Source organism: Ruegeria alba (assembly GCF_022321465.1).
Classification (GTDB): domain Bacteria; phylum Pseudomonadota; class Alphaproteobacteria; order Rhodobacterales; family Rhodobacteraceae; genus Ruegeria_B; species Ruegeria_B alba.
This window is the reverse complement of record NZ_JAKOEM010000023.1, coordinates 1-12,403: the sequence shown is the minus strand read 5'-3', so window position 1 is coordinate 12,403 and position 12,403 is coordinate 1. Positions and strand designations below refer to the sequence as shown.

At 63.4% G+C, this 12,403-nt stretch carries 12 protein-coding genes; 9 read left to right on the top strand and 3 right to left on the bottom strand.

Going from position 1 to position 12,403, the window contains the following annotated elements; translation table 11 throughout:
- Positions 1-5: 5 nt before the first annotated feature.
- On the bottom strand, positions 6-1,331 hold the full coding sequence (locus MB818_RS18705) for an aromatic ring-hydroxylating dioxygenase subunit alpha (protein ID WP_238906027.1): 1,326 nt from the start codon (positions 1,329-1,331) through the stop codon (positions 6-8).
- A gap of 11 nt (positions 1,332-1,342) precedes the next feature.
- Positions 1,343-2,269 (bottom strand): PDR/VanB family oxidoreductase, encoded by a 927-nt coding sequence (locus MB818_RS18700; protein ID WP_238906026.1) that lies wholly within the window; start codon positions 2,267-2,269, stop codon positions 1,343-1,345.
- A gap of 67 nt (positions 2,270-2,336) precedes the next feature.
- Between MB818_RS18700 and MB818_RS18695 the strand changes: the two genes are divergently transcribed.
- The 4 genes from MB818_RS18695 to MB818_RS18680 all read left to right on the top strand — a co-directional run bounded on the left by MB818_RS18695 (position 2,337) and on the right by MB818_RS18680 (position 5,786).
- Positions 2,337-2,795, top strand: a complete 459-nt coding sequence (locus MB818_RS18695) for a MarR family winged helix-turn-helix transcriptional regulator (protein ID WP_234144934.1) — start codon at positions 2,337-2,339, stop codon at positions 2,793-2,795.
- A gap of 113 nt (positions 2,796-2,908) precedes the next feature.
- A complete protein-coding gene (locus tag MB818_RS18690; protein ID WP_234137927.1) occupies positions 2,909-3,925 on the top strand; it encodes a TRAP transporter substrate-binding protein in 1,017 nt (338 codons plus the stop codon).
- A gap of 56 nt (positions 3,926-3,981) precedes the next feature.
- Entirely contained in the window at positions 3,982-4,476 is a 495-nt protein-coding gene (locus MB818_RS18685) for a TRAP transporter small permease (RefSeq protein WP_345790443.1), read from the top strand.
- Positions 4,473-5,786: a TRAP transporter large permease gene (locus tag MB818_RS18680; protein WP_234137929.1), complete on the top strand. Its 1,314-nt coding sequence runs from the start codon at positions 4,473-4,475 to the stop codon at positions 5,784-5,786. Before MB818_RS18685 ends, MB818_RS18680 begins: the two co-directional genes overlap by 4 nt.
- A gap of 2 nt (positions 5,787-5,788) precedes the next feature.
- On the opposite strand, the gene MB818_RS18675 is transcribed toward MB818_RS18680, so the two are convergent.
- Entirely contained in the window at positions 5,789-6,220 is a 432-nt protein-coding gene (locus MB818_RS18675; protein WP_238906025.1) for an acyl-CoA thioesterase, read from the bottom strand.
- A 177-nt stretch (positions 6,221-6,397) separates the two neighbouring features.
- On the opposite strand from MB818_RS18675, the gene MB818_RS18670 reads away from it, so the two are divergent.
- The 5 genes from MB818_RS18670 to MB818_RS18650 all read left to right on the top strand — a co-directional run bounded on the left by MB818_RS18670 (position 6,398) and on the right by MB818_RS18650 (position 12,249).
- On the top strand, positions 6,398-6,877 hold the full coding sequence (locus MB818_RS18670) for a MarR family winged helix-turn-helix transcriptional regulator (RefSeq protein ID WP_234137931.1): 480 nt from the start codon (positions 6,398-6,400) through the stop codon (positions 6,875-6,877).
- 6 nt (positions 6,878-6,883) lie between these two features.
- Positions 6,884-9,031: a thiamine pyrophosphate-dependent enzyme gene (locus MB818_RS18665; RefSeq protein ID WP_234137932.1), complete on the top strand. Its 2,148-nt coding sequence runs from the start codon at positions 6,884-6,886 to the stop codon at positions 9,029-9,031.
- Positions 9,028-10,581 carry an indolepyruvate oxidoreductase subunit beta family protein gene (locus MB818_RS18660; protein WP_238906024.1) on the top strand — a complete coding sequence of 518 codons (1,554 nt, stop codon included), beginning with the start codon at positions 9,028-9,030 and terminating at the stop codon, positions 10,579-10,581. The genes MB818_RS18665 and MB818_RS18660 overlap by 4 nt, the downstream gene beginning before the upstream one ends.
- 100 nt (positions 10,582-10,681) lie before the next feature.
- The gene (locus MB818_RS18655; RefSeq protein ID WP_238906023.1) at positions 10,682-11,455 is read left to right on the top strand and encodes an aspartate/glutamate racemase family protein; all 774 of its coding nucleotides are present in this window, start codon (positions 10,682-10,684) and stop codon (positions 11,453-11,455) included.
- A gap of 257 nt (positions 11,456-11,712) precedes the next feature.
- Complete coding sequence (locus MB818_RS18650; protein ID WP_234216189.1) at positions 11,713-12,249, top strand: hypothetical protein; 537 nt, start codon at positions 11,713-11,715, stop codon at positions 12,247-12,249.
- Positions 12,250-12,403: the final 154 nt, after the last annotated feature.

Genomic DNA, 12,403 nt, shown 5'->3' with positions numbered 1-12,403 from the left:
CTCGATCATTGGGCGGCGACGCCAGCGGCGTCCTCCATGGACATGGTCATGAACTTGGCCCAGGCGTGGAACTGGTTGCGCATCTGCCGTTCGGTGGTGCCGTTTTCGACCGCTTCGGTCTCGAAATCCTCAGGCCCGGTGTGCAACCGCCGGATATCGACCCATTGCATGCCCTCGGCATGCAGCCCCTCCTGCGCGCGCTCGTACATTTCCAGATCGTCATGGCCCACGATCGAAGTGGGGGCGTTGATCATCCGGTTATACATGGCAGACATGGCGGTCAGCTGCTCGGGCGCGCCGACCAGCCGGTAGACATAGCTTTCCACCAGCGTCCGGTCCGCCCCCAGCGGAATGAAGTTGCGCAGCTGCGTCAGCGGCGCCTTGACCATGACATTGGGGAAATAGACGGTATTGTGCCGGTTCTCATCCAGTATCGCCTTGGCACGTTCCTCGCCGTAACTCTCGACCATGGCCTCGAAATAGCCGGGGATGGCGTCATAGTTCGAATGGATCGACATGTTGACGCCGGTATGGCCGTGGCCATTGGGCCAGGTGCGGATGCCCATATCCTCGAAGAACTCATAAGGGCTCATGAACGGCGCGATGATCTGCATCGCGGGGGGGCGCGGTTCGGGGTTGCCCATCTGTTCATAGATCTTCACCGCCGTCCCGGCCGAGCTTTCATGCGCCACCATCGGATGACAGGTGTCGGTCTGGTTCTCGACCAGCATCTTCCAGTTGCACTTGTGCATGTAGCGCAGCGGCGGGCCGGAAATTTCCACGCGGCCTTCAGGCGCGCGGTCGACCATATTGTCGATGGAACTGAGAGAACCGCCAAAGAAGTCGTCGAACCCGATGCCTTCCTCGGCCAGCCGGGCAAAGACAAAGCCGCGATAGTTGTGCACCGCGCCCACCGCCTGCATCCCCTTGCCGTTCTGCGACTCGGACAGGCCGGTGCCCTCGTATCCCTTCTTCAGCGGGATGGCGAGCAGGCAGCCGTCGGTCTTGAAGCTCCAGGCGTGATAGGGGCAGCGAAAGAACTTGCCCGTGTTGCCGGCCCGGTCGATGGCGATCTTGGTGCCCTTGTGCGGGCAGCGGTTGTAAAGAACCTTCACCTCGCCATCGCTGTGGCGCACCATGATCACCGGCTGGTCACCGACCTGGGTGGTGATGTAATCGCCCTTGTTCGGGGTCTGGCTGTCATGGCCGACAAAGACCCAGGCATTGGTGAACAGGTGGCGCATTTCCAGCTGATAGACCGCATCGCTGATATAGACATCGCGATGGACCTGGCCGGGCTGGATCATCGCCCTGATATCGTCCGCGTTCATGCCTTCCTCCCTTACAGATCCAGCACGAGGCGCGCGCTGAGCGCCCGGCTGACACAGATTTGCATGACCTTGCCGCTGTCGCGTTCGGCCTGGCTGAGCACCACGTCGCGGTGATCGGGGGTGCCCGCGATCACGTCGGTCTGGCAGATGCCGCAATCGCCGCGTTGACAATCATAAAGCGGGTCGAGGCCCGCGGCCTCGAGCGCCTCGATGATGGTCTGGTCGGGTGCGACGGTGATGACCTGGCCCGACGAGGCGATCTCGATCTCGAAGGCGCTGTCGCCCGCGCTGGGCGCGGCATTGGTGAACAGCTCCACATGGATCTCGGCGATACCCGCCGCCTCGGCGGCGGCGCGGGCGGCGTCGATCATGCCCTTGGGTCCGCAGATGTAGAGGGCGTGATCGGTCAGATCCGCCATCAGCGTGTTCAGGTCCAAGGGCGCGGTATCGTCGTAATGGGGATGGTAGCGGTCGCCAAAAGCAGCGGCCAGGCGGTCGACATAGGCAATGTCGCCTGCGCTGCGGCCCGCATGATGAAAGGTGAACACGCGCTCTGAGGCGGCCAGTTCCGTCGCCATCGAGATCAGCGGCGTCACCCCGATCCCGCCTGCCAGCAGGGTGACAGGCTTGTCTCCGGGATGCAGTTCGAAATCGTTTTTGGGGGCGGTCGCCGTGATCGTGTCGCCCTCGGAAAGGGCATGCATGGCACGGCTGCCGCCATCGCCCTCGTCCTCGCGCTGAACCGCGATCTGCCAGGCGCCGGGCTGTCGCTCGGGCCAGTCGATCAGCGAATAGGCGCGCGGCCCGGCTGCTGTCTGCACCTCGATATGGGCGCCGGCACGATGGTCGGGCAGGGGGTCACCTTCGGCCGCGACCAGGGTAAAGGCCGAAATCCGCTTGGTCACGGCCTGTTTCTGCGCAATTCTCAGCGTGAGCATGTTTCGGCGCCTCCCTGTCAGAAATATGAAAAATCATATAAATCGAGTCAAGACAAATTCAGGACCCATGACCGAAACGCGCGACGACACCTTTGTTTCCGGCTATCTGCTGTACCTTCTGGCTGCCTCCAGCGAGGAGGCCAGCGCCCAGTTTCACGACCATATCCGCGCGCAGGGGCTGCGGGTACCCGAATGGCGGGTGCTGGCCTGTTTGGTGGACAATGACGCGATGATGATCACCCGGCTGGCCAAACTGTCGCTGATGGAACAGTCGAGGATGACCCGGATCGTTGATCAGATGGACGCGCGCGGTCTGGTGACACGGGTGGCCGATGCCAAGGACAAGCGCCGCGTGCGGGTGCGGCTGACCGATGCAGGCCGGGCTTTGGCCGAGAGCCTTGTCACCGATGCACGCACGCACGAGGCGCGGCTGCTCTCGGCGCTGGCCGATACCGATGCCGCCCGGATCAAGGGGGTTTTGCGCACCTTGCTGGATGTGCTGGACCGCCCGGCCGAGGGGGCATGATCCGGGATACATGCAATTTCATATTTCTTGACAAGAGGTAAAGCAGGGTGTGATGCTGGCCGGTGAACGGGTGCCCGGATGCTCTGGCGCACCGATTCACGAGGGAGGAAGACATGAAGCATTTTGCACGGCTGGCCGCCGCCGCGATCCTGGCCGCCAGCACCGGCGCCGCCGCCTGGGCCGCCGATACCACCTTGCGCATTTCCACCTGGCTGCCGCCCACCCATGGGATCAATACCGAGATTTTCGCGGGGCTGATCGGGATGATGGAAGAGGCCACCGACGGGCAGGTCAGCGGCGAGCTGGTCTTTGGCCTGGCGCCGCCGCCGGCGCAGATGGACCTGATCCAGGACGGCGCTGCCGACATGGCGATCATCTTTCATGGCTACCAGCCGGGCCGGTTCATCGGCACCAAGCTGATCGAATTGCCGGGATACGAGGGCAATGCCGAGGCCGCCTCGGTCGCCTATTGGCGGGTGCATACCCAGCATCTGGGCAAGCTGGGCGAACATCGCGGCGTCAAGCTGGTGGCGCTCAACACCCATGGTCCGGGCCAGATCCACACCAGCAAGGACGTGGCCACGCTGGCCGACCTGAACGGGCTGAAAACCCGGATCGGCGGCGGTGTCGCCGGCGATGTCGGCGCGGCGCTGGGCCTTGTGGGCATCAACGTGCCCGCGCCCAAGGTCTATGAGACGCTGGAATCGGGTGCTGCCGACGCGGTGGCGATGAACGTGGGCGAGCGGGTGGGCTTCAAGCTCAACGAAGTGGCCAAGAACCTCTATGACATGCCCGGCGGGCTTTATCGCGGCTCATTCGCCATCATCATGAGCCAGGAGACCTTTGACAGCCTACCCGCCGACGTGCAGGCGGCGCTGGATGAAAAGGTGTTCGGCGAACCGGCCAGCCGCATGGCGGGCGCTGCTTGGGACAAGTCCGACATGATCGCCTATGAGGCGACGCGCGGTACCGAGGGCGCCAAGATCGTCGAGGCCTCGGCCGAGGATCAGGCGGCATTCGCCGCCATCGCCGCCGAGGTGACCGCCAAGGTGCTGGCCGAGCTTGATGCCGCTGGCGTCGATGCCCAGGCCGCCTATGACATGGTCAAGGCCGAAATGGCCGCCAACTGAGCGGCAGGACCGGCGCCGCGCGGGTGCGGCGCCGGGTCTGATAATATGACATCATGATGAAACGCGTTCTTTCTCTTTCGGTCTGGCTGCCGGGGCTGCTGGCCTCGGCGGCGCTGTTCGTGCTGATGGTGATGACCTTTGCCGATGTGCTGCTGCGCTCGATCTTCAACGCGCCCATCGAGGTGGCCGCCGATCTGACGCGGCTGTTGATGGCGGTCATGGTGTTTTCGGTGATGCCGGTGCTGTCGGGCCGGAACGCCCATGTCAGCGTCGATCTGCTGGACGGCCCGTTCCACCGCCTGCGCCTGTCGCGCTGGCGCGACGCGGCGGTCTGCCTGTTCTGCGGCATCATCCTGTTCTGGCCCGCCAGCCGGGTCTATGACCTGGCCGAACGGTCGCGATCCTATGGGGATGTGATGGAATATCTGCGCTTGCCGCTGCATTATGTCGGCTGGTTCATTGCCTTGCTGACCCTGGTCACGGCGGTGGTGCTGGTGGTGCGGGGCGTGCTGCTGCTGGTGGCGCCACGCCTTGCGGGAAGCGCCTCATGACCGCATCCCTGATCGGCTTTGGCGCGGTTCTGGCGCTGATCTTGCTGCGTGTTCCGATCGCCTTTGCCATGGGCTTTGTCGGCATGGTCGGCTTCATGACCGAGACCAGCTTTCGCGCCTCGATCTCGATGGTGGCGCGGCTGATCATCGACACCAGTCAGGACTATGGCCTGTCGGTGGTGCCGCTGTTCATCCTGATGGGCCTGTTCGTGAACAAGGGCGGCATCAGCCGCGAGCTATACGCCGCTTCGAACGCCTTTCTGGGCCATCTGCGCGGCGGTCTGGCGATGGCGACCATCGTGGCCTGTGGCGGCTTTGCCGCCATTTCCGGCTCGTCGCTGGCGACGGCGGCCACCATGGCCAAGGTGGCCATGCCCGAAATGCGCCGGTTCGGCTATTCCGACTCGCTGTCGACCGCCTCGATCGCGGCGGGGGGGACGCTGGGCATCCTGATCCCGCCCTCGGTCATTCTGGTGATCTACGGGCTGTTGACCGAGACCTCGATCGGCAAGCTGTTTGTCGCCGGTATCGTGCCGGGGATGCTGGGCATCCTGCTGTACCTCTGCGCGGTGCGCTGGACGGTCTGGCGCAATCCGGCGGCGGGCCCCGCGGGCGAGCGGGTGCCGCTGCGCGGGCGGTTGGCCGCCCTGCGCGAGGTCTGGGCGGTCATGCTGTTGTTCTTCCTGGTGATCGGCGGGCTTTACGGCCTGTTCGACGTCCCGCCGCTCAACATCAACTTTTCCCCGACCGAGGCGGCAGGGATGGGGGCGATGGGTGCCTTCCTGATCGCGCTGGCGCGGCGCCGGCTCACCCTCAAGGATACGCTTGAGGTGCTGCTGGAAACCTCGATCACGGCGGCCAGCCTGTTCGCGGTGCTGATCGGCGCCTGGATATTCTCCAACTTCGTCAATATCGCCGGGCTTCCAACGGCGCTGAGCGATCTCATCACCACCTATGAGTTGCGCCCCTGGCAGGTGATGGCGGTGATTCTGGCGATCTATATTGCGCTGGGTTGCGTGTTTGAATCGCTGTCGATGCTGCTGCTCACCGTGCCGATCTTCTTTCCGCTGGTGACCGGGCTGGGCTATGACCCGATCTGGTTCGGCATCGTCGTGGTGGTGGTGACCGAGATCAGCCTGATCACCCCGCCCGTGGGGCTGAATGTCTTTGTCCTCAAGGGCGTGGTCGGCGACGTGACCACCGGCACCATCTTTCGCGGGGTGACCCCGTTCTGGATGGTCGACATCATCCGCCTGGCGCTGTTGCTGGCGGTGCCGGCGCTGGCGCTCTACCTGCCCGGGCAGATGTAGGATCAGAACCCGAGTTCATCGGCAGACGTAAGCCGCGCCTCCAGCGCCGCGCGCATCGCGTCGGGCCATGGGATCGAGGTGTGCTTGTCCAGATCACTGGCGGCCAGCACCTGGGTCGAGGACCAGCGGACCTCGTCACCACAGCTGATCCGGTGCCGGACGGTGACAGACGAACGACCCACTTTGACCACTCCCAGTTCGAACCGCAGCATTTCGCCAAAGAATGAGGGTTTCGAGAAATCGCAGCTCAGATGCACGGTGGGCGTGCCCCAGCGTTCGTTCCAGATGATGTCGTGCCAGGCAAAGCCGAGGCTCGCCCAGAATTCCTCGTTCACGCCGTTCAGGATATCCAGATAGGACGGGAAATAGGCGGTCCCTGAAATGTCGCAGTCGCCAAAACGAAGCTCGCGTTCGGTGATGAAGGTCTTGTCCATATCGTGGGTCTGTCCTCTCTCTGGTCGTGTTGTTGCCTGCCCGTGATTGCCGGGTCGGGGGGATTTGACAAGCCCGAAGCTCCAAAACCGGCGGGTTGCGCCGCCGAGGGATCGAGTTTACTTGCATTTGCATATAATTTCGGGAACTCTGAAGGCAGCAACGACCGAAAGACCCAGATGGCCGAATCGACCGATCAAACCGAACAACTCAGGGAATTGGCCGAAATCGGCCTTGAAGGCTATGCGCCATACCTGATGAACCGGATCATGGGGCGCTACAACGCCAACCTGCGCAAGGAGATGACCGCGCTGGGGCTGAGCACCGCCAAGATGCGGGCGCTGGCGATCCTGTCGGCCAAGGATGGTTTGCCCATCGGAACGCTTGGCATCTACGCTGTGGTCGAGCAATCAACCTTGTCACGGGCGCTCGATGGTTTGCAGGCCGATGGGCTGGTGCGTCGCGAGGTGGATAGCGACGATCAGAGGTCCAGCCGCGTCTACCTGACACCTGAAGGGCGGGCGGTCTATGACCGTCTCTGGCCGCATATGCGAGCCAGCCATGACCGGATGTTCAAGGGCATCTCCTCGGCTGAGAGGCATGCCTTGCTGGCGACATTGAACAAGATGCTCACCAATATCCGCATCCACGAGATCTGACGTACGATGGCGGAACGATCCTTCAAACGAGAGGTTCAAGACCTCAAGCTCGGTGCCGGCGAGACCTTCACCGGCGAAGGCATCCTGGCCATCACAAAGGCGTTGCTGGAATCCGGCGTCGGCTATGTGGGGGGCTATCAGGGCGCGCCGATCAGCCACCTGATGGATGTGCTGGCCGATGCGCAGGACCTGCTGGGCGAGCTGGGTGTGCGGTACGAGGCGAATGCGTCCGAGGCCGCGGCAGCGGCCATGCTGGCGGCTTCGGTCCATTACCCGATCCGGGGCGCGGTCACCTTCAAGGGCGCGGTCGGGGTCAACGTGGCCTCGGACGCGCTGGCCAATCTGGCCTCGTCGGGGGTGACCGGCGGCGCGCTGGTTATCGTGGGCGAGGATTATGGCGAGGGCTCCTCGATCATGCAGGAACGCAGCCATGCCTTTGCGATGAAATCGCAATTCTGGCTGCTCGACCCGCGCCCGAACCTGCCTTCGATCGTGCAGGCGGTGAAACAAGGGTTTGAACTGTCCGAGGCGTCGAACACGCCGGTCATGTTGATGGTGCGGATCCGGTCCTGCCACGTCACGGGGCAGTTCGCATGTGCCGACAATCAGCGCCCGCCACTCAGCGTGCGCGACGCGCTGTCAGAGCCGCGCCGCGATTTCGCCCGCGTGGTGCTGCCGCCGATGTCCTATCAGCATGAGCGCGACAAGGTGGAAAACCGCTGGCCTGCGGCCGAGCGGTTCATCACCGAACAGGGGCTGAACGAGATGTTCGGCCCCGACACTGCGCCCGTGGGGTTGGTGGTGCAGGGCGGCATGTATAACGGCGTGATCCGTGCACTCCAGCGTCTGGGTCTTGCCGATATCGAGGGGCGTTCGGCCATCCCGCTCTATGTGTTGAACGTGACCTATCCGCTGGTGAAGGATGAGTTTCTGGCGTTTGCCAAGGGCAAGGGGGAGCTGCTGGTCGTTGAAGAGGGGCAGCCCGAGTTCATCGAACAGGGGCTGGCCGCGATGCTGCACCGGGCCGGGTCGCCGGTGCGCCTTCATGGCAAGGGCCTTTTCCCCATGGCGGGCGAATATACCGGCCAGATCATGCTCGACGGGATCGCGGGTTTCCTCAAGGACACCGCGCCGCAGCTGTTGCCGGGGCAGGTGATTGCCCCCAATGCGCCGCCGCCCGAGATGCCCGACCTGTCGCAGACCGTACCGATCCGGCCGCCGGGCTTCTGCACCGGCTGCCCGGAACGGCCCATCTTTGCCGCGATGAAGCTGGTCGAGCAGGAGCTGGGCAAGCACCAGATCACCGGCGATATCGGCTGTCACCTCTTTGCCGCCCTGCCGCCCTTCGAGATCGGCGGCTCGACCATGGGATACGGGCTTGGCCCGGCCTCGAACGCGGCGTTTGACGGCGGCGGCGCGCGGCGGGCGGTCTCGTTCATCGGCGATGGCGGGTTCTGGCATAACGGGCTCAGCTCCTCGATAGGCAACATGGTGTTCAACCGCTCGGACAGCGTGGCCATCGTGGTGGACAATTACTATTCGGCGGCCACCGGCGGGCAGGATGTGCTGTCCTCGCGGGCCAAGAACCCCTCTAAGGCGACCGGCAACCCGATTTCCAAGGCGCTGGAAGGGGTGGGGGTGAAATGGGTGCGCCAGATCGACCGCACCTATGACGTGGGCCATATGCGCGACACCATTCGCGAGGCGCTGACCACCGATTATGACGGGCCGAAACTGATCGTGGCCTCGTCGGAATGCATGCTGAACCGGCAGCGGCGCGAGAAACCGTTACGGGCACAGGCGATCCGCGAGGGGCGCCGGGTCGAGGCGCCGCGCTTTGGCGTGGATGCCGACATCTGCACCGGCGATCACGCCTGTATTCGCCTTTCGGGCTGTCCCTCGCTGTCGCTCAAGGTGCTGGACGACCCGCTGCGTGACGATCCGGTGGCCAGTATCGACCAGACCTGCGTCGGTTGCGGCAATTGTGGCGAGGTGGCGGATGCCGCCGTTCTGTGCCCTTCGTTCTATCGCGCGGACCTGGTGCACAATCCGCGACCTTGGGAGCGGCTGTTGGCAGGCTGGCGCAGTCGCATCATCACATGGCTGCAAGCGCGCCGTGCCCGGCGGGTGCTTGATTTCGGAGAGGTGTCATGACCCGGATGGACAGCGTGATGGTACCGCAGGGCGCCGACAGCGCCCGTGCGATCACCAAGCTGGTGGTCATGGCTGTGGGCGGGCAGGGCGGCGGCGTGCTGACCGGCTGGATCGAGGCGGTGGCCCGCGCCGCTGGCCGGGCGGTACAGGCGACCTCGGTCGCGGGCGTGGCCCAGCGCACCGGCGCCACCATCTATTACATCGAAATCGCGCCAGAGGGTGTGGCGGCGCCGGTCTTTTCCCTGGCCCCCGCCGCCGGAGATGTCGACATCCTGATCGCCGCCGAGATGATGGAGGCGGGCCGGGCGATCCAGCGCGGCTTTGTCACCCCGGATCGTACCGTGCTGATCGCCTCGGAACACCGGGCGCTGGCGGTGTCGGAAAAGATGGTGCCGGGCAACGGGATCGCGCAGGCCGACGAGGTGATGGCCGCCGCAGAGATCGCCGCGCAGCGGTTTCTGAGTGCCGATATGGAGCGGCTGGCGGTCGCCAAGGGGTCGGTCATCTCGGCCAGCCTGTTTGGCGCGCTGGCGGGATCGGGCGCCCTGCCTTTTCCACGCGAGGCGTTTGAGGCCGCGATCCGCAATTCGGGCAAGGGGGTCGAGGCCAGCCTTGCCGCCTTTGCCGCCGGGTTCGAAGCGGTCTCGGCCGGTCCCACCCAGCCAGAGATGTCAGTCGCGGTGGAAACGCATGCAGAGCCTGCCGTCCAAGGGCCAGCGGCACAGCTGACGGCTTGGACGGCCTTGACCGTGCGGATCGAGGACCTGCCTGCCGCCGTACGCGAGATGGCCCGTGCCGGGCTGCGCAAGGTCGTCGACTTTCAGGATTGCGCCTATGGCGATGAATATCTCGACCGGCTGTTTGCACTGGTCCGGATGGACGATCCCGCGCGGGGTCATGAACTGACCCGCGAGGCGGCCAAATACATCGCCAATGCGATGGCCTATGACGATGTGATCCGGGTGGCAGGTCGCAAGACGCGTGCTGCCCGGCGCAATCGCATCGATGCTGAAATGGGTCGGGGGCCCCGGCAGGGGATGCAGGTGACCGAGTTCCTGCACCCGCGCGCCGAGGAGATATCCTCGATGCTGCCGGCAGGTCTGGGTGCTCGGGTGGCGGCTTCTCCGCGCTGGATGGCGCGGCTGGACCGCTGGTTCGGCCATGGCCGCCGTATCCGCAGCGACCGGGTGAGTGGTTTTCTTCAGCTTTACGTGCTGGCCGGGCTGCGCGGCTATCGCCGCCGCACCCTACGCCACGCACAGGAGCAGGCGCATCTGGAGGCATGGCTAGACCGCGTGGCCATGGCGCGGCGGACCGATTATGATCTGGCGGTGGAACTGTTGCGATGCCGCAGGCTGATCAAGGGGTATTCGGACACCCATGCGCGCGGCCTGTCCAAATTCGATCATGTGCTCGCAGGGGCCGAACTGGTTGCCGGGCGGGCCGATGCCGCCGACTGGGTGCGCCGCCTGCGCGAGGCGGCTTTGCAGGATGAAGAGGGCAGGGCGCTGGACGGGGCGCTTCAGACGATCTGGTCCTTTGCGGGGTGATGTCTTGCGAGGCTCCGCCTCGCGCTCCGGAGTATTTTGAACCAGAAAGAAGCAGGTGCACACGCAAAGCTTGCACCGATGCGGGTCAGGGAGGAAGGCGATGAAACTCTGGTATCAGAGCTATGTGGATTACGAGAACGGGGCGGAATACTGGGACATGCTGGGGCCGCATCTGGAAGCGGTGTCGGCGCCGGGCACGCAGGTCGACATCCGGGGGATCACGCCGTTTGACAGCTATGCCCATCCGTTGGTGGAGTTCCGCTGCGCACGCGAGATGATCTGTAACGCGATCCGGGCCGAGCGCGAGGGCTATGACGCCTTCATTGTCGGCCATTTCCAGGATGCGGGCCTCTATGAGGCGCGCTCGGTTGTGGATATCCCGGTGATTGGCCTCGGCGAGGCGACCATGCTGTGGTGCTGCCAGATGGGCCAGCGGCTGGGGATCGTCACCATCAACCCGCGCTTCATCCCGTGGTTCCATCACCAGATCGGTAAATACGGGCTGCGCGAGCGGGTCTCTGGCGTTCATGCGATGACCTTCGAGCCGGGGCAGATCCTCGGCGCCTATGGCAATGCGGACAAGGCCGCCGAAGTCAAGCGCCTGTTCGAGGAACAGGGCTGGCCGCTGGTGGCGGCGGGCACCGATGTGCTGATCCCCGGCGGCGGCATCCCGATGCTGCTGTTCTCGCAGTTCCACGACCATCAGATCGACGGGGCACCGGTGGTCAATGGCATCCCGATCGCGGTGAAGATGGCCGAGATGGCCGTGAACCTGAAACGGCTGACCGGTCAGGGGGTGAGCCGGGTGGGCGACTATACCAAGGCGCCGGATCACATCATCGAAGAGTTCCTGACCCATCCCAAGGGGCTGTGAGGCTGCGGGGGGCTTGCGGAAAGCAAATGTCTATAGGGCCGCCTCCGCAATAGTTCCCCGGCCCTTTGTGTTTCTTGACCTCTGGCGCGATTAAGGTCGGCGTCGAGCCAATTCTGTTGAAAAACTCCGGCTTGATCGAGGCGTCGGTCGCTGATTCAATGCCTCGGAAGGGTGGGAGGAGAGGCAATGATGGGACCGAGACAAGAAGCGCAGGCGGCAGCCTTATGCGATGCTTTGTTTGATTGAAGGAGAGTCGCATGAATTGGTTCACCAACAAGCTCTTTGGTGTAAAGAAATCCCGCAACGAAGAACTTGCAGAGAACATGTATTCGGCGCTTGTTTTGGATGGAGGTCCGTCTTCTGGTTCACCAAATCGGATAGATGCAACGGAGCTAGAGATACCGATCGGAAAACTGGAACGTTTCGCCCACAAACGGCTTATTTCGCTAGAAGCAATGTTGTTTGTAGCATCTCAGATTGAGACAGCGGAGCGAAGTCAGAAGTTACAACGAGTGTTTGGTGATGGGCAGCTTCATCCGTTTGCAATGGAGATGGGGCGGCTCATAGCTGCCAAGTGGAATCAGCGAGGCATTGATATGGAAAAATTTGACGTCGGCGAACGCTGCTTTGATGAAATAGAAGATTTCTTAGAGAAGCCTTTCAGATGGGCACGGGCTTGGCTTGATGAGTTTTATGATGATTCAGAGAAGTCAGGCGAGCATTACATCATGTGGACAGAGCAGTGGTTAAAGGAGTTTGAGGTAATGAGAAACATGGTAAAAGAATATGCCTAGACTGAGCTCATGCAGTCAACATGTTGGTCGCCCGTAGCGACCGTTCGATTTAGGAGTGTCAACGGTAGCTCTGTCCGGATGCTGTTGAAAAAGTCGATGTGTAAGCGCGGCGAAAATAGCGGCTGAAGTCTTCCTGCTCGGCTCTTCACGCCGA

What these genes read in the sequence shown, in the direction of transcription:
- MB818_RS18705 (WP_238906027.1), bottom strand. Translation starts at nt 1,331, where the DNA reads ATGAACGCGGACGATATCAGGGCGATGATCCAGCCCGGCCAGGTCCAT.
- MB818_RS18700 (WP_238906026.1), bottom strand. Translation starts at nt 2,269, where the DNA reads ATGCTCACGCTGAGAATTGCGCAGAAACAGGCCGTGACCAAGCGGATT.
- MB818_RS18695 (WP_234144934.1), top strand. Translation starts at nt 2,337, where the DNA reads ATGACCGAAACGCGCGACGACACCTTTGTTTCCGGCTATCTGCTGTAC.
- MB818_RS18690 (WP_234137927.1), top strand. Translation starts at nt 2,909, where the DNA reads ATGAAGCATTTTGCACGGCTGGCCGCCGCCGCGATCCTGGCCGCCAGC.
- MB818_RS18685 (WP_345790443.1), top strand. Translation starts at nt 3,982, where the DNA reads ATGAAACGCGTTCTTTCTCTTTCGGTCTGGCTGCCGGGGCTGCTGGCC.
- MB818_RS18680 (WP_234137929.1), top strand. Translation starts at nt 4,473, where the DNA reads ATGACCGCATCCCTGATCGGCTTTGGCGCGGTTCTGGCGCTGATCTTG.
- MB818_RS18675 (WP_238906025.1), bottom strand. Translation starts at nt 6,220, where the DNA reads ATGGACAAGACCTTCATCACCGAACGCGAGCTTCGTTTTGGCGACTGC.
- MB818_RS18670 (WP_234137931.1), top strand. Translation starts at nt 6,398, where the DNA reads ATGGCCGAATCGACCGATCAAACCGAACAACTCAGGGAATTGGCCGAA.
- MB818_RS18665 (WP_234137932.1), top strand. Translation starts at nt 6,884, where the DNA reads ATGGCGGAACGATCCTTCAAACGAGAGGTTCAAGACCTCAAGCTCGGT.
- MB818_RS18660 (WP_238906024.1), top strand. Translation starts at nt 9,028, where the DNA reads ATGACCCGGATGGACAGCGTGATGGTACCGCAGGGCGCCGACAGCGCC.
- MB818_RS18655 (WP_238906023.1), top strand. Translation starts at nt 10,682, where the DNA reads ATGAAACTCTGGTATCAGAGCTATGTGGATTACGAGAACGGGGCGGAA.
- MB818_RS18650 (WP_234216189.1), top strand. Translation starts at nt 11,713, where the DNA reads ATGAATTGGTTCACCAACAAGCTCTTTGGTGTAAAGAAATCCCGCAAC.